The sequence below is a fragment of the Ectopseudomonas toyotomiensis genome (genome assembly GCF_900115695.1).
In the GTDB taxonomy this organism is placed as follows: Bacteria; Pseudomonadota; Gammaproteobacteria; order Pseudomonadales; family Pseudomonadaceae; genus Aquipseudomonas; species Aquipseudomonas toyotomiensis.
This window is the reverse complement of record NZ_FOXK01000002.1, coordinates 395,886-421,662: the sequence shown is the minus strand read 5'-3', so window position 1 is coordinate 421,662 and position 25,777 is coordinate 395,886. Positions and strand designations below refer to the sequence as shown.

At 58.9% G+C, this 25,777-nt stretch carries 20 protein-coding genes; 3 read left to right on the top strand and 17 right to left on the bottom strand.

Going from position 1 to position 25,777, the window contains the following annotated elements; genetic code table 11:
* Window positions 1–2: 2 nt before the first annotated feature.
* Both BM186_RS05245 and msbA read right to left on the bottom strand, forming a co-directional pair.
* Window positions 3–899, bottom strand: coding sequence for a GNAT family N-acetyltransferase (locus tag BM186_RS05245; RefSeq protein ID WP_074913780.1), 897 nt, complete (start codon window positions 897–899; stop codon window positions 3–5).
* Window positions 899–2,728 carry a lipid A export permease/ATP-binding protein MsbA gene (msbA, locus tag BM186_RS05240; protein ID WP_074913779.1) on the bottom strand — a complete coding sequence of 610 codons (1,830 nt, stop codon included), beginning with the start codon at window positions 2,726–2,728 and terminating at the stop codon, window positions 899–901. Before msbA ends, BM186_RS05245 begins: the two co-directional genes overlap by 1 nt.
* A 222-nt stretch (window positions 2,729–2,950) precedes the next feature.
* Between msbA and BM186_RS05235 the strand changes: the two genes are divergently transcribed.
* Together BM186_RS05235 and BM186_RS05230 are read left to right on the top strand one after the other, a co-directional pair.
* Window positions 2,951–3,802 (top strand): lipopolysaccharide kinase InaA family protein, encoded by an 852-nt coding sequence (locus BM186_RS05235; protein ID WP_072423756.1) that lies wholly within the window; start codon window positions 2,951–2,953, stop codon window positions 3,800–3,802.
* A gap of 183 nt (window positions 3,803–3,985) precedes the next feature.
* Entirely contained in the window at window positions 3,986–4,591 is a 606-nt protein-coding gene (locus BM186_RS05230) for a BUD32 family EKC/KEOPS complex subunit (RefSeq protein ID WP_074913778.1), read from the top strand.
* A 42-nt stretch (window positions 4,592–4,633) separates the two neighbouring features.
* On the opposite strand, the gene BM186_RS05225 is transcribed toward BM186_RS05230, so the two are convergent.
* The 15 genes from BM186_RS05225 to glnE form a co-directional block, all read right to left on the bottom strand.
* Window positions 4,634–5,803 (bottom strand): O-antigen ligase family protein, encoded by a 1,170-nt coding sequence (locus BM186_RS05225; protein ID WP_074913777.1) that lies wholly within the window; start codon window positions 5,801–5,803, stop codon window positions 4,634–4,636.
* 71 nt (window positions 5,804–5,874) lie between these two features.
* Window positions 5,875–6,771 (bottom strand): glycosyltransferase family 2 protein, encoded by an 897-nt coding sequence (locus BM186_RS05220; protein WP_074913776.1) that lies wholly within the window; start codon window positions 6,769–6,771, stop codon window positions 5,875–5,877.
* Window positions 6,772–6,828: 57 nt separating this feature from the next.
* Window positions 6,829–7,773: a glycosyltransferase family protein gene (locus BM186_RS05215; RefSeq protein WP_074913775.1), complete on the bottom strand. Its 945-nt coding sequence runs from the start codon at window positions 7,771–7,773 to the stop codon at window positions 6,829–6,831.
* Between the two features lie 284 nt (window positions 7,774–8,057).
* Window positions 8,058–9,206: a glycosyltransferase gene (locus tag BM186_RS05210; protein ID WP_074913774.1), complete on the bottom strand. Its 1,149-nt coding sequence runs from the start codon at window positions 9,204–9,206 to the stop codon at window positions 8,058–8,060.
* Window positions 9,193–10,947: a carbamoyltransferase family protein gene (locus tag BM186_RS05205; protein WP_074913773.1), complete on the bottom strand. Its 1,755-nt coding sequence runs from the start codon at window positions 10,945–10,947 to the stop codon at window positions 9,193–9,195. Before BM186_RS05205 ends, BM186_RS05210 begins: the two co-directional genes overlap by 14 nt.
* A 12-nt stretch (window positions 10,948–10,959) precedes the next feature.
* Window positions 10,960–12,405 carry a lipopolysaccharide kinase InaA family protein gene (locus BM186_RS05200; RefSeq protein WP_074913772.1) on the bottom strand — a complete coding sequence of 482 codons (1,446 nt, stop codon included), beginning with the start codon at window positions 12,403–12,405 and terminating at the stop codon, window positions 10,960–10,962.
* The gene (locus BM186_RS05195; RefSeq protein ID WP_074913771.1) at window positions 12,405–13,148 is read right to left on the bottom strand and encodes a lipopolysaccharide kinase InaA family protein; all 744 of its coding nucleotides are present in this window, start codon (window positions 13,146–13,148) and stop codon (window positions 12,405–12,407) included. Before BM186_RS05195 ends, BM186_RS05200 begins: the two co-directional genes overlap by 1 nt.
* A complete protein-coding gene (locus BM186_RS05190; protein ID WP_074913770.1) occupies window positions 13,145–13,882 on the bottom strand; it encodes a lipopolysaccharide kinase InaA family protein in 738 nt (245 codons plus the stop codon). Before BM186_RS05190 ends, BM186_RS05195 begins: the two co-directional genes overlap by 4 nt.
* A gap of 2 nt (window positions 13,883–13,884) precedes the next feature.
* Window positions 13,885–14,871: a glycosyltransferase family 9 protein gene (locus BM186_RS05185; protein WP_074913769.1), complete on the bottom strand. Its 987-nt coding sequence runs from the start codon at window positions 14,869–14,871 to the stop codon at window positions 13,885–13,887.
* The gene (gene rfaP, locus BM186_RS05180) at window positions 14,872–15,678 is read right to left on the bottom strand and encodes a lipopolysaccharide core heptose(I) kinase RfaP (RefSeq protein WP_074913768.1); all 807 of its coding nucleotides are present in this window, start codon (window positions 15,676–15,678) and stop codon (window positions 14,872–14,874) included.
* Complete coding sequence (locus tag BM186_RS05175) at window positions 15,675–16,799, bottom strand: glycosyltransferase family 4 protein (RefSeq protein WP_072423328.1); 1,125 nt, start codon at window positions 16,797–16,799, stop codon at window positions 15,675–15,677. Before BM186_RS05175 ends, rfaP begins: the two co-directional genes overlap by 4 nt.
* 9 nt (window positions 16,800–16,808) lie before the next feature.
* On the bottom strand, window positions 16,809–17,813 hold the full coding sequence (rfaC, locus tag BM186_RS05170; RefSeq protein WP_074913767.1) for a lipopolysaccharide heptosyltransferase RfaC: 1,005 nt from the start codon (window positions 17,811–17,813) through the stop codon (window positions 16,809–16,811).
* A gap of 1 nt (window position 17,814) precedes the next feature.
* On the bottom strand, window positions 17,815–18,858 hold the full coding sequence (gene waaF, locus BM186_RS05165; RefSeq protein ID WP_074913766.1) for a lipopolysaccharide heptosyltransferase II: 1,044 nt from the start codon (window positions 18,856–18,858) through the stop codon (window positions 17,815–17,817).
* A 60-nt stretch (window positions 18,859–18,918) separates the two neighbouring features.
* A complete protein-coding gene (locus tag BM186_RS05160; RefSeq protein WP_072423331.1) occupies window positions 18,919–19,842 on the bottom strand; it encodes a branched-chain amino acid transaminase in 924 nt (307 codons plus the stop codon).
* Between the two features lie 49 nt (window positions 19,843–19,891).
* Window positions 19,892–22,849, bottom strand: coding sequence for a bifunctional [glutamate--ammonia ligase]-adenylyl-L-tyrosine phosphorylase/[glutamate--ammonia-ligase] adenylyltransferase (gene glnE, locus BM186_RS05155; RefSeq protein ID WP_074913765.1), 2,958 nt, complete (start codon window positions 22,847–22,849; stop codon window positions 19,892–19,894).
* Window positions 22,850–23,120: 271 nt separating this feature from the next.
* Here glnE and aceE point away from each other — a divergent pair, with 271 nt between their 5' ends.
* The gene (gene aceE / locus BM186_RS05150; RefSeq protein ID WP_072423333.1) at window positions 23,121–25,766 is read left to right on the top strand and encodes a pyruvate dehydrogenase (acetyl-transferring), homodimeric type; all 2,646 of its coding nucleotides are present in this window, start codon (window positions 23,121–23,123) and stop codon (window positions 25,764–25,766) included.
* The last annotated feature ends 11 nt before the right edge of the window (window positions 25,767–25,777 follow it).

Below are 25,777 nucleotides of genomic sequence, written 5' to 3'. Positions count from 1 at the left end.
TTTTATGTCCGAAACGCGGCAACCCTGCTGCACCAACGATCCTTGTACTCTCGATCGGCTCTGCCGAAAGAGTAGCGCAATGCCTTTCCTTGTTGTCGAGCGTCAGACCATGCAGCTTGAGTATTGATGAAACTCAGGACGCTGCCCGGACTGAGGTGTTGAGCACGAGGGTCGACTCCGCCATTGATGTACTCGTAACTGAGCCAGTTTGGCGACTCAACCCTGTACAACACCTGAACAGCAGTAGGAACACCATCCAACATCAGCAGGGAGCCTTGAAGCAGCTCGCGTAACAACGCAAATACTTCACTCAGATGGCGTTTCCCCGGCACAGAAAAGCCCCAACGTCGCTCGAACAGTTCGGTATAGATAGCGGCGAAGTCATCTGGAGCGAATTCGCCCACAGAGCGTACTGTACCGCCGGCCTCCTCGAACAGGCGCAGCTCACGCCTCTGGTTATAGCGAAACTTCTTCGAAAGCTCTTCAGGGGCTCGAGCCATCGCCAACTGCTCTTTCTGCAGACGAAGCCCTGGAAAAGCCACCCGATTAAGTTCGGAGATGTAGCTCACCTCATGCCGCAACGGTGCTCGTGCGTCCACAGCGGCAGGGAGAATGATTTCAGCATTGCCAAGGTCAAAGAGTTCACGCTGCCCTTTGCTCTTCAGAACCTTGCGCGAAAGTGCGAGGTAGCGCCCCCATGTAGGAATGGCAGCCTGAATTTCGCCCCCAACAATGCATCCGAGGTAACGCACGGGTATACCAGCAAGCCCAGAAAGCCGCTCGACCACTAGCGGGTGGGTAATGACGCTTCCCCCGAATCGAGCCCAGGCTAAAGCATAGTCCGCTGCCTCGATCACTTCCCAGCCACGCTCCCTCCAGAAACGCAGATAGCCAAGCATCAAGTATCCTTCTCGATTGAATTATCAGTGCCAGCGTCTTCAAATTGCGTGGAATGCAAGCGAGCGTAATATCCATTACGCTCCAACAACTGTGCGTGACTGCCGCGCTCGACGATCTGCCCCTGATCCATCACCAGAATCAGGTCGGCCTTCTCGATGGTGCTCAGGCGGTGAGCGATCACCAGTGCGGTGCGGCCCTGCATCACCTGGTCCAGTGCGGCCTGGATATGTCGCTCGGATTCGGTATCCAGTGCTGAGGTAGCCTCATCGAGAATCAGCACAGGCGCATCCTTGAGCAGCGCGCGGGCGATAGCCAGGCGCTGGCGCTGACCGCCGGACAGCAGCACGCCGTTCTCGCCGACCAGGGTGTCATAGCCTTGCGGCATCTTCTCGATGAACTCGGCGGCATAGGCATCGCTCGCCGCCTGCTGAACGGCTTCGAGCGGTGCGCCGGCCAGATCGCCATAAGCAATATTGTTGCGCACCGTATCGTTGAACAGGGTGACGTGCTGGGTGACAAGGGCAATGTGCCGGCGCAGGTTGCGCAGGGTGTAATCCTCCACATCCACCCCATCGAGCAGGATGCTGCCCTGCTCGTGGTGATAGAAACGCGGAATCAGGCTGGCCAGGGTCGACTTACCGCTACCGGAACGCCCGACCAGCGCCACCATCTGCCCCGGTTCGGCGACGAAGGAAATATTGTTCAGAACGGGCTTTTCCGAGCCGGGGTAGCTGAAACTCAGCTCCTTTACTTCCAGTCGGCCGCTGACGCGCTCGCGCTCCTGAGTGCCGCGGTCGACCTCCGGCTCCTCGTCGAGCTGCTCGAAGATGCTCTCGGCACCTGCCACACCTTTCTGGATGGTCGAGCTGACCTCAGACAGTTGGCGAATCGGCTTGGGCAATAGACCCGCCAGAGTGATATAGGCCACCAGATCACCCGCCGAGGCATCGCCCCGCAGCCACAGGACAAGAAACATCAGCACGGCCATGGCACTGTAGATCACCAGCTGCAGCGAAGGCGTATAGACCGCATTAGTCTTGACCATCTTCAGTTGCTTGAGCTTGTTCTCCTCGCTGGCACCGAGAAAGCGCTGTTTCTCGTAATCCTCACCACCAAAACTGCGCACCACGCGGTAGCCCTGGATGCTCTCGGAGGTGACGTGGGTGACATCACCCATGCTGGTCTGGATCTTCTTGCTCTGCTTGCGAAACTTCTTACTGGTGCTCGTCACCATCAGACCGATGACAGGCAGGATAGCCACCATCACCAAGGTGAGCTTCCAGTTCATCCACAGCAGCGTGGCAAAAAGGAACACTACGGTCATCCCTTCACGCACCACGACTTTGATCGCATCGGTAGCAGCACCGGTTACCATGGTCACGTTGTAGGTGATGCGGGAAATCAGGTGACCGGAGTTGTGGCTGTCAAAATATCGGTTGGGCAAGGTCAGCAGATTGTTAAACAAAGCAATACGCAGATCCTGTACCAGCCCCATGGAGACCTTGGCAAGATAGTAATTCCCAAGGAACGAGCCGATACCTTGCCATAGCGCGATCAGAACGATCAGTAATGGCACTGCCTGCAACAGCTTTAGCTCAGCAAGCCAGGGCGCATGCTCAAGCACCCAAGGCACTCCAGCAAACAGACCAGCGTCGGGGTTGCTCAGCCCGTCGACAAAGAACTTGAGCATGTACCCCAGCATCGGCTGGGTAGAAGCGAAAATTAGAAACCCGACGAGACTGATGGTGAACAGTCCCCAGTAGGGAACTACGTAGCGCAACAATCGCAGATAGACCTTCAGGCTCGATTGTTGGGTAGGATTGGCCATTCAGCTCGTCTCACAGGCAGGATTAGCAAGAAGCGATTGTACCAGCACTGCCTATTTAAGCGCCCAGGTGCATCAGAAGTTTTGCCATCATAGTGGCATTCAGAGGCACCAACTCGTAGACATCACATCAAAATGCCACTACGATGATCTGTTCTGCCCCAAGACAGCGAAGCCGCTCGCACCTCAGTAGACAAGGACCCAGTAGTGATCTCTCACGGATGGATGAGCAAAAGCAAGCATCACGCCCAGCAGCTCCAGAACACAACTCTTTACGCGACAGATACAGAGACTGGAAAGTCTTTGAAAAGCCTCTGGCCGCAGATCAGGGAATTGCTCTCAAAGCGCCGAAAAACGGGAGAAAAGCGACTTGCGCGCCCCCTCACTCGAGAAACCGCAAGCGCACTTTTCATCAAGGCATCCACAATAGACAGCATCCCTGCGCGAATCAGAACAACGCTAGGGATCAGGCGCCGATCAGGTCTATATGATTGGGTTCTTGAAGAGCTAAACAATCACGCAGAAGCGCAGAAGCGAACTACGCTGGTTCCCAAACTGCTTGGCTACGGCTTGGTTCGCCAGCGTAGCGGTTTGGTTACCGAGGTGTTTTTGAATTATGAACATCTAGCCGACTGGCTTGATGGTTTTGACTGGCTGCAGCAAAACCCATTACAGGCCAATTTATTCGCAGAAGCTTGCCTGGAACTGATCACACAACTCAATCATTCAGGTATCTACCATCTAGATCTTTGGGCGGGTAACGTCATGATCCACGAGGGCAATCTTGAAGACCTGAAGGTGATTGACCTGGAAAATTGCTACATTGGTGACAACCCTCACTCCAGTGAAACGCTAGGCTTTCAGTTTGCTTTCTTGTACCAGTATCAGCTACACGATTTCATAAGCGAGTCGCTCTATGACGGGCTTGTAAGCGCGCAGCTTGCCAGACTTAGAGGCATTGAACCATCTCGCTTTCGACTCTTCTATGATCACTTCAAGCACCACGGTGCAGATCGCAAGGAACGTCACCTCATCCCCAAAACCGGGCAGCTAGAGAGACTCAAACCAGCACATTGAGCCAGGGCAGGCTTTCGGGCTCTGAGGGCCGACAAAAGACAAGGCACGATCAGTGGCCTAAGCGGACGATTTTACGTACCCTAGCAGGCTAAATTTTCATGCCTGCCATACGCGAACACTCAAGACAGCAAGAGTGACGAAACCTTGGCAGGCTTAAATATCCAGCATTAGAAAACGATTGATATGACCACCGCTCAGCCACTAACGCAAGAGGCATTCCAGAAGCTAATTCAGGGCGCAGAGAGCATTGAAGAAGATAGCCACGGCCCTAAGGTCTATCGTTTTGAAAATGGCGAATATTTGAAGGTCTTCAGACGCAAGCGCTTACTGTCATCTGCCCTACTGCGCCCCTACTCGCAACGCTTCTGGGAAAATGCATCACGATTAGAAGAGCTAGGCATACCCACGGTGCAACCTCTACAGTTGTTCAAACTGGCAACAGCAGGCTGGACTGCGATCCGCTACAAAGCACTGCCGGGGGAAACACTGAGGGATCTGTTCACTCAGCATGGAGAACTTTCAGCCTCCCTGTTCGAACAGCTAATCGAGCTGTTCAAAGATCTGCATCGCAAGGGTATCTACTTTCGCTCGCTACACCTAGGCAACATCGTTCGCACACCCGAAGGGCAACTGGGTCTGATCGATATCGCCGACCTACAGTTTCTTGCAGGCCCACTGTCCAAGGACAAGATCCGCCGTAATCTTGCCCACTTCGAGCGCTACCTCAAGCATAACGGTCTAGCCGACTTCCCCTTCGACACCCTTGTAAAGCGCGTAAGCCAGCCCTAAACGATACCACCAACTCGTGACAAGCCCATGATGGGGCTGCTATCAAGCAGACACCCCCTTCATACCCGTGCCAACTTTGCGCAAGACAGCAAAATGCAGGGCAATAGGTATCCAAATGATGAACCAATGCTCCTTGGGCCTCGACATAAAGGCACTACCTTCGGTCATACCGGCCACGAAACCATATACAAGTAACACCGAACTGATGATCACCAAGCCAGACGACCTGTAACGCCAAGCCTGGGAGAAGCCGTAGACATAGAGGCTCAGCCACATCACTCCTCCTACCAGACCAGTCTGGTAGATGACCCCCAGCGTCAGGTTGTGAGTATCTGCCAGCAAGTAATCAAGGTCCGGCAGGTAAATATCAATGGAGGCGTCGTAGCCATGACCCAGCCACAACACAGGCAAGGTCTGACGCCAAGCGTCCTGCCATATGAACGGACGATACGACAAGCCCCGCTCCAGGGGGTTGTAATCCAACCCCCAGAAACCCAATATGATCGCCAGCGATACCACCGCCGCCAAGACGACTACACGACGATCGCCCAACAGAAGCACCAGCCAGCCCACACAGACCAGCAATGCCAGCAACGGTGTACGCGACCCGGTCAGGAACAGCAAGCAAAGCAACACAACGAACATCGACAGCTTTACAGCGAAGTACCGACGGCTGGTAACCAACGCTCCCATCGCCATCACCGTGAAAAAACCATACACGTGCGTGGTCAGCAAAGGATTGTACAGTGCCCCCATGCCCTCCAGGCGCTCAGGCCTGTTCTCATCCATGCCATACATGAGCATGGTGATCAGAGCAAAGAGGCTTGCAAAAACGGCAGCCAGTGCGACGCACTGCACCAGCCGGCGCATATCGTGTTCCGCCATGGCCCCCACAGCTAGCAACAACATCAGCACATAGAGCGGCTGCTTGAGCTTGGAGTAATTCTGCTCGGGAGACCAGGACAACGAAAGCATCACATACAACGAAAAAACCAAGAAAAGAACCAGATAGGGCTGACGCAACTGATGCAGAAAACGCACTGGCGATACTAGCGCGACTAACAGCGTCGGCAATGCCAACGTGGCGTAATAAAGCTTGTGGTAGAGCGAGCGATCACCGATCCAGAACATTCCGGTCAGAAACGCCAGAAGCGCAAGAGGCGCCCAGTAGCCCACATAGCCGTTGTAAATCCGCTCTCGCCAGCCCGCCAATGAAACTTCCCCCTAAACCGATCACTGAAGCGGTTGCCCATATCAGAAAGCAGCCGCCAAATACCCTTGAGTCAGGCAAACAGAAGGCGCAATGCGCCACGTACCACCTTGGCATTCCAGTAACGCACCGGAATCTGACGAATCAGCTCACGTGCCAGGGGCTTGTCGCGATTTGATGCTTTGAGAAACATAGAGACCAGATAACGCCGTGTCACCGCCTCGTAACTTGGATGATCAGAGAAACAGGCATAGGTCTTGAGCATATTGTCAGCCATGAAGCGTAAATGCTTATAGGTATTACTCTCGTGCTTACGGTAGTCAGCCAGTACTTCGCCCAAGATATCGATGTAAAAGCCTGCCCGAAGGATCTTTAGACAAATGTATACATCCTCGAGCCGGATATCCGGATCGAAGCCTCCTACGGCCTCGAGCGCCTCACGACGAAACATGAGCGTAGCTGCTTGTGGACCAGGTTTGCGATCAAGAAAGAGATCATCGAAGTCCAGGCGGCGGAACGGCAAGTGACGTAGCTTCTGTTCACTGTCAGGAAATGGATTGCCCTGCGCATCGATAAAATCAATGTTTGCCGAGCAGATACCTACTTCCGGCTTATCGTGCAGATATGCGACCTGCTTGGCGATGCGCTCAGGACGCATGATGTCGTCGGAACCAAAGGGCACGATAATCGAGCCCTTGGCGCGGGCGATAGCGGCGTTGAGGGTACGACTCAACCCCTGGTTGGACTGCTGCTGGAAATCGAAATCGTACTCCGCCTGCAATACACGGATACGCTCAACACTGTCGTCCTTGGAACCATCGTCAACAACCAGCAACTCGATGTTCGGATAGCTCTGTGCCAGAACACTACGGATGCTGGCTTCAATGTACGGGGCATGGTTATAAGAAGCGATGATCACCGAAACCAGAGGCTTCCCGGTTAAATCGTCGTGCTTGGGGTTATCACTCATAAACCGAGACGCCACTCAAAACATAGAAAAGAACCGAGGCAACAAAACCTCTTGTTTTTACCTGAACCAAGAGAACCAACCCTTACTTAATGTGGATGCCCGCAACGGCAGCGCCATCGCCTCAACGATCTTCTGGCCAATCATCTGAAAACTGTATTGCCGCTCAGCGAGCAACCTTCCCGCGTCAGCAATAAGTGCAGCCAACTGAGGATCGTTACGCAGCAGAGACAACTTCTTACGCAGCTCTGCAACGTCACGATAGAGCACAAGATTCTCCATATCTCGAAATCCCAGCGCAGAGTTTTCCCTATCGCCTTGATCGTAGGCCAACAAAACACAGCCACAGGCCATGGCCTCGAAATTCTTGATCATGTACTCACCCATACCGACGTCTGCACTGACGAAGAAGCGGATTCGATTCAGGGTCTCGCAGTACTCTTCGCCCGAGCGGGTCTTGGTCACCAGGAGGTTCTCAACCCGCCCTAGCTCGTCCAGCAGCGCTTTACGCCCTGAGTAGGCGACACTCTTGGTGCTGCCGACGAACGCCAGCTCGATGTCCCGCTCTCGCTCCCGGTAGGAAAGCAGCGTCTGATCGTAACCCTTGGGTACAAACACGGCATCGAATCCTTCGTCCTGCAGACGCTTGGCCACATCCGCGCCCGAACTAATGATCCGCACCCAAGGCATGCGCCGATAGTGAGCACTGAACAGACCGGTGTATTTGCAGGAAATGTAATTCTGGTACGCGTCGTGCTCCAAAATCACCAGATTCGGCACGGTACGAATGAAACGCCATTGACGCATTTCCTTCTTGAAGCGCAGGAAAAACAGGATGCGATCATAGCGCGCGGTATCTACGTGCTTGTGAAAATAACCCCGCAGATCGGCCTGCTCGTCGCTGCTCAACCAGCGAATATCGCACTCGCACTGCGCAGCGATACCGTCGTACAGGCGATCTAGAATCGCGCGCTGCTCTTTCTGCACCAGGAACAAGACTTTCAATGGGACTTCCCTAGGAGCTATTGACGCTTGATCTCAAGCGTATGAATCAGTGAACCAATTTGAAAAGCCGCTCGAGTGCTCTATTAGAGCGGATACAAAACAGCCACAGAAATTGAAAAAATCGTTCTCACTCAGAACATGTAGCCGATCATCATCACGATAAAGGGCCGAAGCGAACTCAATGCAATCAACCGCTTCCCACTTAACAGCCCAACATCGGCATGGGCCTCGAATGATGCATGAAGCACCAGGGTCAGAGCACAACCATCGCTTTTCGTCTCGACTCAATCACGCAATCGAATGAGCACCGGCCACGGCAGACTCCAGAACGCCTTAAACGCAGCCTGGTCGGAAAAATGCGCCTGCAGACGCTGAGTCATACGTGCAGCGCATGCAGCACGGGCTATTCCGTCAAGCCTGGCGACACGCTGCAGTGCCAAAGCCAAACCATCCGTATCCGCCAATGGGAACAACTCACCGACACCATCGACGACCTCACGACCACCGCCACAATCTGTACAAATAAGCGGTAGGCCAGCGGCCATAGCCTCGACCAGCACCATGCCGAAGGGCTCGTGATCAGAGGTCAGAGCGAAACAATCAAACGCACGGAGATAACGCCGGCCGTTGGTAACCTGGCCGAGAAAACGAACTTGCTGCTCAATACCCAGCTCGGCAGCTAGCTCTTTTAAAGTCTTCTCGAGTCGACCGCTACCCATGATTGCCAGCAAACTGCCGGCAGGTAATCCAGGTAAAGCCTGAGCGAAACCACGAATCAAGGTCGCTTGATCCTTATCCGGATGCAGGCGGCCAACATTGCCGATGACCCAAGCATCAGCCGGCAATTTCAACACTTCGCGAGCAAAGTCACGGTCATGAAGCTGGGCTTGAACAGCCTCGATGTCCAGGCGGTTATATAGCGTAGAAATACGCGACGCATCCCAGCCCGGTAGACTGGCACGAATGTCATCACGCACAGCATTGGAAACGCCCAACAACCATAGGCGTGCTTTGAAAAGGCTGGCGAACAGCCTACGCGAGAAGCGCTGATAGTCACCGAATGCATGGTGTACACCAATCACAGGCAGGGTGCTGCCCAGCAACGCGACATAAATCGGCTTACCTCGGTGGGCAATACACAGCTTGAAATTACGCGTGATAACCAAACGACGCATATCACGGATCGCCGCCAGCTTGAGACCCCGTACATCAGCACTCGTGTAATCAAGAAAAATCACCTCGTCCGAAGCTGAGCCAAGCCGGACGATTTCACTCGGCTTTCCTGTCAGATAGACAGTACACACCTTGTAGCCTGTATCAGCGAACAGGGCGGCGTATTGTCGTGCACAGTCCAAAAAGGGACCGTCATAACCATGACAGAACTGCAGAACCCAGCGCTGCTCCTGGCCAGAAGTCTGCTCAGAGGCCGTCATACCAATCCTTGTCGCCCTTGACCACAAGTACGTCTTCCATGATGAGGTATTGCAGATCCGAGCCGTAGAACATGTTCAGAGCATCGGTCGGCGAGCAGATCATCGGTTCTCCGCGGCGGTTGAGCGAGGTGTTCAGCGACACGCCGTTGCCGGTGAGCTTCTCCAGCTCCAGCATCAGGTCATACCAGCGCGGGTTGTATTGGCGCTCCAGCACCTGAGCGCGCGAGGTGCCGTCTTCATGTACCACTTCGCTGACGCGCTCCTTCCACTCCTCGTTCACCTCGAAGGTGAAGGTCATGAACGGGCTCGGGTGATCCACCTTGAGCATCTTCGCTGCCACGGTGTCGAGCATGGACGGGCAGAAGGGTCTCCAGCGCTCGCGGAACTTGATCTGCTCGTTGATGCGGTCGGCCACGCCAGGAATACTCGGGCAACCGATGATCGAGCGGCCACCCAAGGCGCGCGGACCGAACTCCATGCGGCCCTGGAACCAGGCCACCGGATTGCCATCGACCATGATTTTTGCGATGCGCTCAAGCGTGTTGTCGATGCGTTTGAACACCGGCTTGTTCGGGTGTTTTGCACAGGCGGCGATGACCTCTTCGTTGCTATACGAGGGGCCGAGGTAGACGTGCTCCATCTTCTCCACCGGCACGCCACGCTTGTGCGAGACGTAGGCAGCTGCGCCGACAGCCGTGCCCGCGTCGCCAGAGGCCGGCTGCACGAACAGTTCCTTGACGTCATCGCGGGCGATGATCTTCTGGTTGAGCTTAACGTTCAGTGCACAGCCGCCAGCAAAGGCGATCTTGCCAGTTTCCTTGAGGATGTCGCCGAGGTAGTACTCCATCATCTGCAGCGCCAGCTTCTCGAACAGCGCCTGCATGCTGGCCGCATAGTGGATGTAAGGGTCGTCGGCGATATCGCCCTCACGCTTCGGGCCGAGCCATTCGATCAGCTTGGGCGAGAAGTAATAGCCCTTGCCGTTTTCCTTGTAGCGACGGAAACCGATGACGTTGGCGTACTCGGTGTTGATGATCAGCTCGCCATTCTCGAACTTGGCCAGGCGCGAGAAGTCGTACTTGGCGGCATCGCCATAAGGCGCCATGCCCATAACCTTGAACTCACCATCGAGCATCTCGAAACCCAGGTACTCGGTGATCGCACCGTAGAGACCGCCGAGCGAGTCAGGATCGTAGAATTCCTTGATCTTGTGGATCTTGCCGTTCTCGCCGTAGCCGAAGAAGGTGGTGGCGTACTCGCCCTTGCCGTCGATGCCGAGGATCGCGGTCTTCTCCTTGAAGCCCGAGCAGTGGTAGGCGCTGGAGGCGTGCGCCAGGTGGTGCTCGACCGGCTCGATCTTGACCTTCTTCAGGTCGAAGCCGAGCTGCACCAGGCACCACTCGATGCGCTTCTTGTAGCGCTTGTAGCGGCGGTTACCGAACAGGATGGCATCGAGAGCGCGATCCGGCGCGTAGGCATAGCGCTTGGCGTACTGCCAGCGGGCCTTCTCGAAGATGCTGATGGGCGCGAAGGGAATGGCTACCACGTCGACGTCGGACGGCTTGATCCCGGCTTGCTCCAGGCAGAACTTGGCCGATTCGTAGGGCATGCGGTTCTTCGCGTGCTTATCGCGCACGAAGCGCTCTTCTTCCACCGCCGCGATCAGCTTGCCGTCGATGTACAGCGCAGCGGACGGATCGTGACTGAGAGCGCCGGACAGGCCGAGAATGGTCAGTGCCACAGGTTTGAGCCTCTAATTCGGGCAGGTGCCGGGCACCTGCGGTAAACGTTGGTCGAGCAACTGGTGCAGAGCCGAGTCCACTGGCCAGTTGCGCAGAAAACGGGCGCGGTCGCGGGCATAGGCCCGGGCGAAACTGCGCGTACTGCGATGCTGCCGCATGGCATCCAGGTCGATCAGCGACCAGGTGTCCAGCGCATCATCCCAAAACAGATTGTGCCCCTTGAAATCACCGTGGCTGATGCGTTCGCGCAGCAGGGCAGCGAAAAGGCGATCAAGCGCCAGCAGTTCGGTTTCCGGGGGCGTAGCCTGCGTGTATGCCTCGAAACGGGCGATTATATCCTGCCCGCCGCAATAGTCGGTAATCAGGTAAGCGCGACCGCGTAGCCAGCACCAGCGCCGCTCGAGCACGGCCAGCGGCGTCGGCGTGGCGATGCCGAGCAGTTGCAGGCGATTACCCTCGCGCCAGCTGTGCCAGGCGCGACTCGGGCGCCAGAAGCGCTTGAGCCAGTGCAGCCAGTTCTTCACGTTGTAGCGTTTGACCACCAGCGGGCGGCCCTCGAACTCGACATGCGCAACCGTGGCACTGCCTCCAAGCTTCAAAGCCTGCCCGCTCGCCAGCGCAACATCCGGAGCCTCCAGTATGGGCTCCAGGCTTGCTGCGTACTCGCGGCGCACCACACGTAGGCCAAAGGCCCCAATACTCGCGGAAAACAGGCTGCAATCGCGCGCGACCTTGCTCAGATAATCGCGCAGCCGCCAGCGCCTCACTTTACTCACCTCGACCAGCAGCGCTTCCAGCGGCAGTGCATGCTCACCATTGGCCAGCAGGTAGTGGATCAGCAACTCTTCGATAAAGGGATCTAACTCCGCTGGTAACTGGGCAAAGAATACGCCGAGGTTTTGCAACACCCGTGCACGCGACAGCGGCTGTCCCGCCTGTTCGACCTGCACGCCTCCCCCATCGATAAGAAACAACTCGCCGTCCTGCCGCAACAGATTGTCCAGGTGCAGATCAGCCTGCCAAAGACCCCGCGAGTGCATATGTCCGATAACTGCTAGAGCCTCGCCTAGGACTGCCTGCTGGGCATCAGCCAGTAGCGGTAAACGCGCGACGTTCCGCCAGGCCTGCCAAAGACTCTCGGCCTTTTCCAGGTATTCGAACAGCAGCCAGCCACCTACCCCATCGATGAAACCCTCGGATAGCAATGCCGGCGAGAGGAGGTTCTGCTCGACCAGAAGGCGCGCGCCTCTCAGCTCACGCTGAAAATGACGCTCTGCCTTCGCCCCTACCAGCAACTTGGCCAGCACCGAACGACCGCGCCAGCGCGCCAGGCCAACGTAACGCTGCCCCGGCAATACGCGTAGTAGAGACTCCAGCTGCAATGAATCACCGTCCAGCTGCAGCGTTAGCGGTAGCGAGGGAGCCCGCCCAGCATGAGAAAGTTGCTCCAGCTGCATCAGCGCGACTCCTTGTGTGATCGACGCGCGCCCAATAGTGCAAACCAGTGCTCCAGCCCTACTTCGCTACCGAGATAAGCTGCCAGTAACTTACGTATATCTGTTGCTTTCCAGACTGCGGCCCGACGCACTAACGGCTCTAGATCCTTGATCCGATCACGCCTACCAAACAGCAAAGGACGAGTTTTTTCCAGGTCGATCAGTTGCGCCTGAAAACCCGCAGCGCCCTCGCGCAGAAAAATGTGCTTGGGGTAAAAGCAGCCGTGTATCTGCCCTGCCTGGTGTAGACAGCGTGCCAGCTCGCCACACGCACGGAGAATGCCGGATCGATGCACCTCGTCCAATCCTGACCACTGCATCAACCAGTGTTCGAGATCCTGCCAACCATCCAGCGCACGGGTCAGCAGCACGGCACGTTGCTCGCCAGAGAAACGGCGCTGTGCGAATAACGCAACCTGCAGCGAAGGAATGCCCAACACAGAGTAGCGTTGGATATTGCGAAACTCGCGAGCGAAGGTAGGTTCACCAAGCGGACGGAGCAGACTACGCGTCAAGTGATTGCTCTGCCGCTTGAGGTAATAGGCAGCGTTATCCAGCTCAAGCCGATAGACACTGCTCCAACCACCACGCTCGGTGTTGGGCTCATCCACCGCCTCCAACTGCAGGGCCCACAGCGCGTCGAAGCTGGCCAGACCGTGACGCTCCAGCAATGCACGATCATGCGCAGCAATAAAATCGGTCACTCCCTGCCCTCGAAGAATTTCAGGATACGTCGCACCCGCTGCTTGTCACTCTGACTCAACCGAGCACGGCCACGATACTGCAGATAAAAGCGCAACCGCTGCGTGCGTGAAAGCACCCGTTTGGCCACTTTGTCCAGACAGGCTAGGTCTTTGACGATGCGGTAATGCAACAGCGGCCCCCACCAGAAGCTGCCGGTAGGGCAATCGATAAAAAACAGCTTTCCCGCCTCGTTAACCAGCAGGTTGCGCCACTTCAAATCATTGTGGGTGAAATGGTGGTCATGCAAGGTACGGGTGTGCTGCGCCAATTGCTGACTGATACCTGCAACCCAATGTGGATTGGCAAGCCGAGCATCTCCCTGACTGGCCATCTCAGCCATATCACGTGTGTTTTCCAGCTCGCGCGTCACTAAAGCCCCGCGTATAAATGCTCCGCCTCGTCGCTCCAGCCCATGCGCTACGATAGGTGCGGTAGGAATACCCCATTTGGCGAACAACTTGAGGTTCTGCCACTCCGCCTTGACTCGCGGGCGCCCAATATAGTGACGCAGTCCCTTCCCTGCTCCCCAGTAACGCTTGACGTAGTAGCGAATGCCGGAAATTTCTACACGAACAACCTCGGACAATGGATCAGAGGTCAGGCGCTCACCTTCGAGCAGGAAAACCGCTTCCAAGCTATCAAAAGCGCTCAAAAACAGCGGATCGCTATCAACCTCATGCTTCCAAGCTGACATGGTTATCGCCTCACCACCGTGGGAATTTCCCGTAAAACGCGGCTCAATGGAATAAACGGTCGCCAAACAGTTTTTCCCATCCACTTGAAGGTGAACAGCGGATTAATAACCCTATTGAGAGAATTGAAACCAGGCCGCCAAGTAAAGTCCAAACGACGTCGAGTGATAGTGAAGGTTCGCAGCCCCAATAACGAACCCAAATGTCCGCCACCCGAATCATTGCTGATCACGATGGAGCAGCTACAGAGAAAATCCACCAGCCCCTTCAAGTCGGTGAAAGCATGTACGGTGAAACCCTCATACTGCGCTTGCAATACATCCCTTTCGGCAGGGGTGCCAACAAACTCGACCTGCCACCCCTTAGCAACCAAACTCCGAGCCAGACGCCGATAGCCACGACTCGAATAATTCTTTTTGGCATGCGGCGTAGTTGGGAAAATCGCGATACGAAATCCAGCATCACCTGCCACAGCGGGCAAGAATTGAAACCCCATCAGAGGAATAGCCGGATCAAGCCCAAGCACTTCCTCGGCATAGAGATCGATCCACTGCACCATGGTTTTTCCAGCTTTCGGATCGCGGCAAATGACATTGTGGGCAGCGGGAATTAGAACCCCATCAATTAACACGGAACGTTGATCGAGCTGAAATCTGGCCGGAAGCTTCTTACCAGATAAGTAAGCAACGTTACTCAATGACAACAGTTCAACTCCGGCTTGAGACGCCTTGATCAGCCAGTCGATGTAGCAAATCACCAGATCATTGCTTTCAGCCAGTGCTGCAACATCTGGCTGCGTATCTCCAATGATCTCTAGGCCTGGTAAATACTCGCGCACGGCCGACAAAGAAGCAGAGACGACCGTGACCTGAGCACCAGCGGCCTGCAGACGCCAAGCAAGGCGTAGAAACAAGGTTGTGTCTCCCAGAGCCGAGCACGAGACCACCGCCACTTTCATCCCCGCACGGATAAATGTCTTCTCTGCCGACATTTACAGTCGACCTCCATAACGTTGTTTACGCTCATACAGTTTCACCGCCTTGCGCTCCAGCCAGGCGAGCAGGGTCGCTTCCTCGTGCAGCACCTGGCGCAATGGACGCTGGAAGTAGGTGCGTAGAAAGCGCAACTTGTCGCGGCGGGTCAGGCCGATGTCCAGCACCGAGAAATACAGGGCGGCCAGGTCCTTGTCACGCCAACGGCGGGGCACTGTGTCTCGTACCTGGGCACGGTGCAGGTCGATGACCGACAGGCGCAGGTCATCGGCCTGAATCGGTCGATCAGTGTGCAGCAGGAAATGGCAGATATAGCAGTCACGATGGTTGACCCCGGCGCGGTGCATGTTGCCGGTCATCTGTGCCACTTCGCGGATCAGCGCCCACTTGAGCGAGGCCTTCGGCGGTTGCTGCGCCCAGTTGAGGCTGAGCTGTTCCAGATCTACGGTCGGCGCCAGCTCTTCGGTGACGATGAACGAGTGCTGACGCGCCGGATTGCTGCCACGCTCCCCATAGGCCACGGCGGTCATGGTCGGCACACCGACCTCGGTCAGGCGAGCGATCGCCTGCCACTCCTGCGCAGCACCGAGCACAGGGACCTTGGCCGTCAGCAGGTTCTTGGCGATTTCACCCCAGCCGATGCCACGGTGAATCTTGACGAAATAACCGCGCCCATCGACTTCGGTGCGCAGGGTGCGACGCCCTTCCAACTCACGATAGACCTGGCCCTGCAGCACCTCGACGGCCTCGAAGGCATCGCGGCCCGCCCACAGGCTCTTGAAGGGTTCGGCAAGAATCAGCTTCACGCGCGTCTCTCCGCGAGGATCACGTCGGCGGCCTTCTTCGGCATCGAATACAGGTCGGCGCTATCGGCATAGAGCAGGCCGTTGCGGCTCCAGAAAGCGCGGCGCTCAGGGTCAGCCAGCATATCGGCCAACGTGCGATTGAGATGGTTCTGCTCGAAGGGGCTGGGCAGCACGCGGCCGCAATCGGCATCGGTGATGTAGTGGGCGTAGCCGCAGACATCGGTGACCAGCACCGGCAAGCCGGATACCAGAGCCTCCAGCAGCACGGTGCCGGTGTTCTCGTTATAAGCCGGATGGATCAGCAGATCGGCACCGAGCAGGAAGCGCGGAATGTCGCTACGCCCCTTGAGTATCTGCACCTGATCGGACAGACCCAGCGCCTTGATCTGCAGCAGGAAGGGCTTTGGATCGTCCTGGCCGATGGCGATCAGCCGCGTGCGCTTGCGCAGCTCGCGCGGCAACGCGGCCAGCGCCTTGAGACTGCGATCCAGACCCTTGGTCTTGAAGCCAGAACCAATCTGCACCAGCAACAGGTCGTCGTCGGCCAGCTTGAACTCGCGACGGAATTCGGCGCGAATCTCGGCGGCATTGGCCGGCGCGCGGCGGTCAAAGGCAATGCCGGGCGGCAGCAGGTGGAAGCGCTGCAGCGGGGTCTTGTAGTGTTTGATGAATAGCGGCTGCTGCACCTCGGAGATCATCAGAATCTCGGTTTTCGACTCCGGCGCGAATACCGCGCGTTCGTAATCGGCGAAGTGCTTGTAGCGGCCCCAGCGGCGGTAGATCGGGTTGCGCAGGGTCTGCGCCTTGTCCTCGAAACAGCCGTCAGCAGCGTAATAAACATCCAGGCCCGGCATCTTGTTGAAACCGATCACCCGGTCGACCGGGTCGCGTTTCAAATCAGCCTGCAGCCAGGCGCTGAATTTCTCGTTGCGGCGATGATTGAACAGCGCACGCACCGGCGCCACGCGCACATCGAAGCCGCCGGGGTTTTCGCCCTCCCAGATCGGCGTGTAAACACGGATGGCATGACCACGTGCCTGGCATTCGAGGGCGATACGCATGAAGTCGCGCTGCAGCCCGCCGAAGGGGAAATATTTGTAGAGGACGAAGGCCAGTTGCATAGCCGCTCCTTAAAGGGTGCCGGGAGGCGCCAGCAGCAGCGCCTCCAGTTCCAGGCCGACGCGCTCGGCGCCGAGACCATCGAAGCAGGGCTGGTCACGGTCACCGCTGCCGGCGCCCGGGCCACTGGCACACAGGTGAATCTGGCTACGACCGTAGGCACCCACCTTGCCGGGCAACGTCGGGCCATACAAAGAAATATTGGGTACATCCAGCGCAGCAGCCAGATGACCGAGGCCGGTGTCGACGGAAACGCAGGCGCTGGCGCCAGCGATCACCTTGGCCACGCCGGCCAGGTTCAGTTTCGGCAGCACGGCGGCATGCGTCAGGCCGGCAGCGATGCGTTCGGCACGTGCCTTCTCCATCTCGTTGCCCCAGGGCAGGCGCACGGCCCAGCCCAGCTCGTCCATGCGCTCGGCCAGCGCACGCCAGTCGGCTTCCGGCCAGTGTTTGCTGGCCCAGGTGGTGCCATGCAGGAATACCAGATAGGGCTGCGCGGTAGCGTCCATCATCGCCGCACGATTCAGGCCGTAGTCACCACTGCCGGACGGCAGCGTATAACCGAGCGCCTTGGCGAACAGCTGGCGCACACGCTCCAGGGCATGCTGATCCTTGGCTATCGCATAGCGGCGGTCATAGAAGCGACTGGCCAGTGGCTCACGCGCCGAATCGCGATCCAGACCGGCCACCGGCGCCGAGACGTAACACGTCAGCCAGGCACTCTTGAGCAGGCCCTGGGCATCGATCACCAGGTCGTAGCGGGTTTCACGCAGACGCTGCTTGAAGCGCGCCCATTCTCCACTGCGCCAGGTGCGCAGGGGATGCTTGCGCCAGCGGCGGATCGCCACCGGAATCACCCGGGACACCGCCGGATGCCAGGCGGGAATCTCGGCGAAGCCCTCTTCCACCACCCAGTCGAAGCGGATGCCGGGAATGGCACGCGCCGCATCGGTCAGGGCCGGCAGGGTATGCACCACGTCGCCCAGCGACGAGGTCTTGATGATCAGTACCCGCAAATCAGTCGCCCTCGACCAGGCTCAAGGTTTCACCGACCAGCCGATCCAGCGCCTCGATCACCGGGCGCGGCTTGAGTTCGCGCAGGCAGTTGTAGTGACCAAAACGACAGGTCCGATCGAAGCAGGGGCTGCACTCCAACCCCAGGCGAACGATCTCGACGCGATCAGCCAACGGCGGGGTGAAACCTGGCGAGGTGGAGCCGTAGACAGCCACCAGCGGACGGTTCAGCGCCGCTGCCACGTGCATCAGCCCGGAGTCGTTGGACACCACGGCAGTGGCCGCCGACATCAGGTCGATGGCCTCGGCCAGGCTGGTCTGCCCGGACAGGTTGCTGACTTCCTCACGCAGCCCCGGAATCAGGCGCATGCGAATATCTTCGCCGCCGGCATGGTCGTTCTTCGAGCCAAACAGCCACACCTGCCAGCCCTCGCGAATCTTGATCTCGGCCACCTTGGCATAGTGCTCGGCCGGCCAGCGCTTGGCCTCGCCGAACTCTGCGCCTGGACACAGCGCCAGCACCGGGCGATCCAGCTGCAGGTCGAACTTGACCAGCGCGGCATCACGACTGGCCTCATCGATCACCAGACGCGGCTGCGGATAAGGCTGCGGCAACATAGCACCGGGCTCATAGGCCAGCGCCATGAAACGCTCGATCATCAGCGGGTAGCGTTCTTTGTCCAGCGTGCGGATATCGTTGAGCAGGCCATAGCGCATCTCGCCCTTCCAGCCGGTGCGCTTGGGGATGCCGGCGAACCAGGGCACCAAGGCGGACTTGAGCGAGTTGGGCAGCAGGATGGCCTGGTCGTACTGGCCGGCCAGCGACTTGCCGATGCGCCGGCGCGTGGCCAGATCGAGCACGCCGTGACCGAGCGGCAGGCTTAATGCGGCGCGCACTTCAGGCATGCGCTCGAGAATCGGCCGGCTCCACTCGGGCGCCAGCACGTCGATCTCGCACTCGGGATGGCGCTGCTTCAGGCACTGGAACAGCGTCTGCGCCATCACCATGTCGCCTACCCAGCTTGGCCCAACGATAAGTATCTTCATATTCTTTCCAGAAACGACCGGGGAGGCTTTCGCCTCCCCGTCGAGCCTTCGAGCAATCGCTTACTTAACCAGCGTACGCCATTCGGCGTGGCCACTGGTCTTGCCGGTGACCAGGTCGAAGTAGGCTTTCTGCAGTTTCTCGGTGACCGGGCCACGGCGGCCGGCACCAATCTTGCGGCCATCTACTTCACGAATCGGCGTGACTTCAGCGGCGGTGCCGGTGAAGAAGGCCTCGTCGGCGATGTACACCTCATCGCGGGTAATGCGCTTCTCGACCACCTTGATGCCGTGCTCTTCGGCCAGGGTCAGGATGGTGCTGCGGGTGATGCCGTTGAGGCAGGAGGTCACCTCCGGGGTGTACACCACGCCGTCTTTGACCAGGAAGATGTTCTCGCCCGAACCCTCGGCCACGTAGCCTTCCGGATCCAGCAGCATGGCCTCGTCGGCTCCGCCGGAGATGGCTTCCTGCAGGGCCAGCATCGAGTTGATGTAGTTGCCGTTGGCCTTGGCACGGGTCATGGAGATGTTGACGTGGTGACGGGTGTAGGAGCTGGTACGCACCTTGATGCCGGCTTCCAGCGCTTCTTCACCCATGTAGGCGCCCCAGTGCCAGGCAGCGACGATCACATGCACCTTCAGGCCAGCGGCGCGCAGGCCCATGCCTTCGCTGCCGAAGAACACCATCGGGCGCAGGTAGGCGCTTTCCAGACCATTTTCACGCACGGCGGCGCGCTGCGCTTCGTTGATCTCTTCCTTGCTGAAAGGAATCTGCATATTGAAGATGTGCGCCGAATCGAACAGGCGGTCGGTGTGCGCCTGCAGGCGGAAGATCGCGGTGCCATCCGGGGTGTTGTAGGCACGCACGCCCTCGAACACGCCCATGCCGTAGTGCAGGGTATGGGTCAGCACATGGGTGTTGGCTTCGCGCCACGGCACCAGCTTGCCGTCGTACCAGATCACGCCATCACGGTCGGACATCGACATCTTGCCTGCTCCTCAAATTCGCTTCACGGTTCGATCAGTAGGTGGGGCCTCAGGCCCCGTTGTTCAACTCAAGCCCCAGCTCACGCCACAGGCGCATCACGGCGCGGCGCTCATCCTGGAACTGATCCCCCGGCACCACCCCAGGCTGCTTCTGCAGTGCCTGGCGATGGGCAGCCGAGCGATAGATCTTGTAGACCTCGCGCAGCAATGCGGCATCCTCGGCGCTCATCAGACCGACCCGCTCCAGACCTTCCAGAATGCGGATGTTATCGGTGAACTCGAGTAGCTGCGGGTGTTGCCACGACCAGGCCAGAGCCGCATATTGCACCATAAATTCGATATCGACGATACCACCGGCGTCCTGCTTCAGATCGAAGGAGGACGTGGCCTCGAAGGCATTCGGCGCCGTTCCGGCTGCGGTATTTTTGTTGCCAAGGTTGTCGCGCATCTTCGCGCGCATCTCGCTGACCTCGACGCGCAGTGCCTGGATATCGCGCTGACGGCCTAGCACCTCGGCGCGCACGCGAGCGAATTCGCCGGCCAGGCGCGAACATCCCACCAGCACCCGTGCGCGCACCAGCGCCTGGTGCTCCCAAGTCCAGGCCTCGTTTTCCTGATAGCGCTGGAAGGCGCCGAGCGAGCTGACCAGAAGCCCGGCTGCGCCCGATGGTCGCAGGCGCATGTCCACCTCGTAGAGCGCGCCGGAGGTGGTCTGGGTGGTCAGCAGGTGAATGATGCGCTGGCCCAGACGGGTGAAGAACTGCGCGCCATCAATGGGCTTGGCGCCGTCGGTCTCGGCCTGCGGGTCGCCGTCATGAATGAACACCAGATCCAGGTCCGAGCCATGGCCGAATTCCAGGCCACCGACTTTGCCATAACCGACGATGATGAAGTCCGGGTCGCACAGCGTGCCATCGGCACGCTGCGGGCGACCATGACGTTGCACCGTATGCTGCCAAGCCAGCGCCAGCACCTGATCGAGAATCGCCTCGGCCAGCCAGGTCAGGTAGTCCGACACTTTCATCAAGGGCAGCGTACCGGCGATTTCCGACGCCGCCACGCGCAGACTGTGGGCCAGCTTGAAGTGGCGCAGCGCCTCCATCTGCTGCTCCAGATCCTCCTCGGGAATACGGATCAACCGCTCGCGCAGCTCGGCCGCCAGCTCCGGCGCCAGCGGCGGCGAATACAGCCGCCCTTCGTTGAGCAGCTCGTCGAGCAACAGCGGATAGCGGGCGATCTGCTCGGCAATCCACGGGCTACCTGCGCAAAGACTGATCAGGCGCTCCAGCGCACCTGGGTTTTCGCTCAAAAGCACCAGGTAGGCCGAACGCCGTGCGACCTTCTCCACCAGCGGCAGCACCCGCTCCAGCACCAGATCCGGCTTGTCGTGCTCCACAGTCTGTGCCAGCAGTCTTGGAATGAAAGCATCCAGACGCTCACGACCGAGGCGCTGCATGGCGCGCACCTGCGGACCGTTGCGCAGATCCCCCAGACGCCGACAGGCTGCACTTGGCTCGATGAAGCCTGCCTCCTGCAGCTGAAGCGCGGCAGCCTCGTCGTCCAGAGCCCCTTGCCACAAAGGCAACCACTCGGCGCCAACGCAGGCCTCGCCAGCATCCGACTCATCTTCGTCAGGATCGGCGATCACCTGCTGGAAATGCCATTCGATGCGGCCACGCCAGTGCATCAGGCGCTCATGAAAACTCGTCCAGTCAGCGAAACCCATGATCGCCGCCACCCGCGCCTGATCCTGCGGGTCGGTCGGCAGCATCTGCGTCTGCCGGTCACCGATGCCCTGCAAGGCGTGCTCGGCATAACGCAAGAACTCGTAGCCTTCCTTCATCTCCGCAACCACGGCAGGCGGTAGATAGCCCTGCCCCTCCAGCGTGGTGAGTACCTTGAGCAGCGGCCGCTGCTGCAGGCTGAGGTCGCGCCCGCCGTGAATCAGCTGGAAGGCTTGGGCGATGAACTCGATCTCGCGAATGCCGCCGGCGCCGAGCTTGATGTTCTCGCTCATGCCCTTGCGCCGCACTTCCTGCTGAATCAGCAGCTTCATCGCGCGCAGCGCCTCGATGGCGGAGAAATCCAGGTAGCGCCGGTAGACGAAGGGCCGCAGCATTTCCAGCAACTCGGCACCCGCGGCCTGATCGCCACCCACCACGCGCGCCTTGATCATGGCGTAGCGTTCCCAGTCACGGCCCTGATCCTGGTAGTACTGCTCCAGCGCATTGAAGCTGAACACCAGCGCACCGCTGGAACCATAAGGGCGCAGGCGCATGTCGGTGCGGAACACGAAGCCGTCGACGGTGATCGCATCCAGTGCCTTGATCAGCTTCTGCCCCAGACGGATGAAGAACTCCTGATTATCCAGCGGGCGCTTCACACCCTCGGTCTCGCCACCTTCGGGATAGCCGAAGATCAGATCGATGTCCGAAGACAGGTTGAGTTCATGCGCGCCCAGTTTGCCCATGCCGAGGATGACCATGTGCTGCGGCAGGCCGCTGCGCCGCCCCACCGGCGTACCGAACTGCGCGCAATGGCGTGGGTACAGCCAGTGATAGGCCAGATCGATGCAGGCATCGGCGAGATCGGACAGATCGCGACAGGTCTCACCGAGCGCCGCCTGGCGGCTGAAGTCGCGCCAGATGATGCGCAGCTGCTGACGATTACGAAAACGCCGCAGGCAGCGCCCCAAGGCATCCTCATCGGCACACTCGGCCAACTGCGCCTCCAGTTGCTGGCGCAGCTCGCCCGATGCCAGGCTGCGCTCCAGCTCACCGGACTCGGCCAGCGCGACGAACATCTGAGGATCACGCTGAGCCTGCTCGGCGACGAAATCGCTCAGCGCCGACACCTGCCGCCAGGTATTGCGGCGTTCTTGCGGCCAGGCGGCGACACGTTCAGCCAGAGCTTGATGTTCGGCCAAAGCGGTTTGCAATGATTGTTCGGCGCGTTCGGCCAGGGGGACAAGAGAAGGGGGCAACTCGACCAGCAACGGCAGGCTCATGGTCTATCCTTTTGGCGGACTGCCGGACGCGCGGTGCAATCGCCCGCAGCCCCGCTCCAACGGGGCACGCGCGGCCGGCGGAGCCGCGGATTGTAGTTTTACTACGAAAGAATTGTATCCAGAGGGCTGAATCCGTCGTCGAAATGTAGTAAAACTACAAGCGGCCGGTCCTACCCCCGGTAAATCCAAGAATTTCAACTCGCCCGCCCAAAAAGCCGGTGAGACCCAACTGGCCTCCGATTCTGGAAGCCTTTCCGCCCTGGAGCAAGCCATGCAAGACCTCGATCCGATCGAAACCCAGGAATGGCTGGACGCCCTTGAATCCGTCCTCGACCGTGAGGGTGAAGACCGTGCCCATTACCTGATGACCCGTCTGGGCGAGCTGGCCACCCGTAGCGGTGCGCAACTGCCCTACGCGATCACCACGCCTTACCGCAACAGCATCCCGGTAACCCATGAAGCTCGCATGCCCGGCGACCTGTTCATGGAACGCCGCATCCGCTCGCTGGTGCGCTGGAACGCCCTGGCCATGGTGATGCGCACCAACCTGGACGACCCGGATCTGGGCGGCCACATCTCCAGCTTCGCCTCCTCCGCGACGCTGTATGACATCGGCTTCAACTACTTCTTCCAGGCCCCGACCGACGAACACGGCGGCGACCTGGTGTTCTATCAGGGCCACGCCAGCCCTGGCGTCTACGCCCGCGCCTTCATGGAAGGCCGCATCAGCGAAGACCAGATGAAGAACTTCCGCCGCGAAGTGGATGGCAAAGGTCTGTCGTCCTACCCGCACCCCTGGCTGATGCCGGACTTCTGGCAGTTCCCCACCGTGTCCATGGGCCTCGGCCCGATCCAGGCGATCTACCAGGCCCGCTTCATGAAGTATCTGGAAGCGCGCGGCTTCATCCCGGCCGGCAAGCAGAAGGTTTGGTGCTTCATGGGCGACGGCGAGTGCGACGAGCCGGAATCCCTCGGCGCCATCTCCCTGGCCGGCCGCGAGAAGCTGGACAACCTGATCTTCGTCATCAACTGCAACCTGCAGCGCCTCGACGGCCCGGTGCGCGGTAACGGCAAGATCATCCAGGAACTCGAAGGCGTGTTCCGCGGTGCCCAGTGGAACGTCAACAAGGTGGTCTGGGGTCGCTTCTGGGATCCGCTGTTCGCCAAGGACAAAGACGGTGCCCTGCAGCGCCGCATGGACGAAGTGGTCGACGGTGAATACCAGAACTACAAGGCCAAAGACGGCGCCTACGTGCGCGAAAACTTCTTCAACACCCCTGAGCTCAAGGAGATGGTCAAGGACCTCTCCGACGACGAGATCTGGAAGCTCAACCGTGGCGGCCACGACCCGTACAAGGTCTACGCTGCCTACCACCAGGCCGTGAACCACAGCGGCCAGCCGACCGTGATCCTGGCCAAGACCATCAAGGGCTACGGTACCGGCGCCGGTGAAGCGAAGAACACCGCGCACAATACCAAGAAGGTCGATGTCGACAGCCTGCGTCAGTTCCGCGACCGCTTCGATATCCCGGTCAAGGACGAAGACCTGGAAAACCTGCCGTTCGTGCGCCCGGAGCCGGGCAGCCCCGAGTACAAGTACCTGCACGAGCGCCGCAACGCGCTAGGCGGCTTCGTACCGCAGCGTCGCCAGCAGAGCTTCAGCATCCCCACCCCGCCGCTGGATACCCTCAAGGCCATCCTCGACGGCTCGGGCGACCGCGAAATCTCCACCACCATGGCTTTCGTGCGCATCCTCGCGCAGCTGGTCAAGGACAAGGAACTGGGCCAGCGCATCGTCCCGATCATTCCGGACGAAGCCCGTACCTTCGGTATGGAAGGCATGTTCCGTCAGCTCGGCATCTACTCCTCGGTCGGCCAGCTGTACGAGCCGGTCGATAAAGACCAGGTGATGTTCTACAAAGAGGACAAGAAGGGTCAGATCCTCGAGGAAGGCATCAACGAAGCGGGCGCCATGAGTTCCTTCATCGCCGCCGGCACCTCGTACTCCAACCACAACCAGCCGATGCTGCCGTTCTACATCTTCTACTCGATGTTCGGCTTCCAGCGTATCGGTGACCTGGCCTGGGCCGCCGGCGACAGCCGCACCCGTGGTTTCCTGATCGGCGGTACCGCCGGCCGTACCACCCTCAACGGCGAAGGCCTGCAGCACGAAGACGGTCACAGCCACATGCTGGCAGCGACCATCCCCAACTGCCGCACCTACGACCCGACCTACGGCTACGAACTCGCCGTGATCATCCGCGAAGGCATTCGCCAGATGACCGAAGAGCAGCAGGACATCTTCTACTACATCACCGTGATGAACGAGTCGTACCAGCAGCCGGCCATGCCGCAGGGCGTGGAAGACGGCATCATCAAGGGCATGTACCTGCTTGAGGAAGACAAGAAGGAAGCTGCGCATCACGTGCAGCTGCTGGGCTCGGGCACCATCCTGCGTGAAGTCGTCGAAGCAGCGAAGATCCTGCGTGACGAGTTCAACATCGGCGCCGATGTGTGGAGCGTTACCAGCTTCAACGAACTGCGTCGCGACGGCCTGGCCGTCGAGCGCAGCAATCGCCTGCACCCGGGCCAGAAGCCCAAGCAGACCTACATCGAGCAATGCCTGAGCGGTCGCAAGGGTCCGGTCATCGCTTCGACCGACTACATGAAGCTGTTCGCCGAACAGGTTCGTCAGTGGGTGCCGAGCAAGGAATACAAGGTCCTGGGCACCGACGGCTTCGGCCGCAGCGACAGCCGCAAGCAGCTGCGTCACTTCTTCGAAGTGGATCGCAACTGGGTCGTGCTGGCTGCCCTGGAAGCCCTGGTAGACCGTGGCGAGATCGAAGCCAAGGTGCTGGCTGATGCCATCACCAAGTTCGGTATCGACGCCGACAAAGCCAACCCCCTGGACTGCTAAGGAGCGTAGCG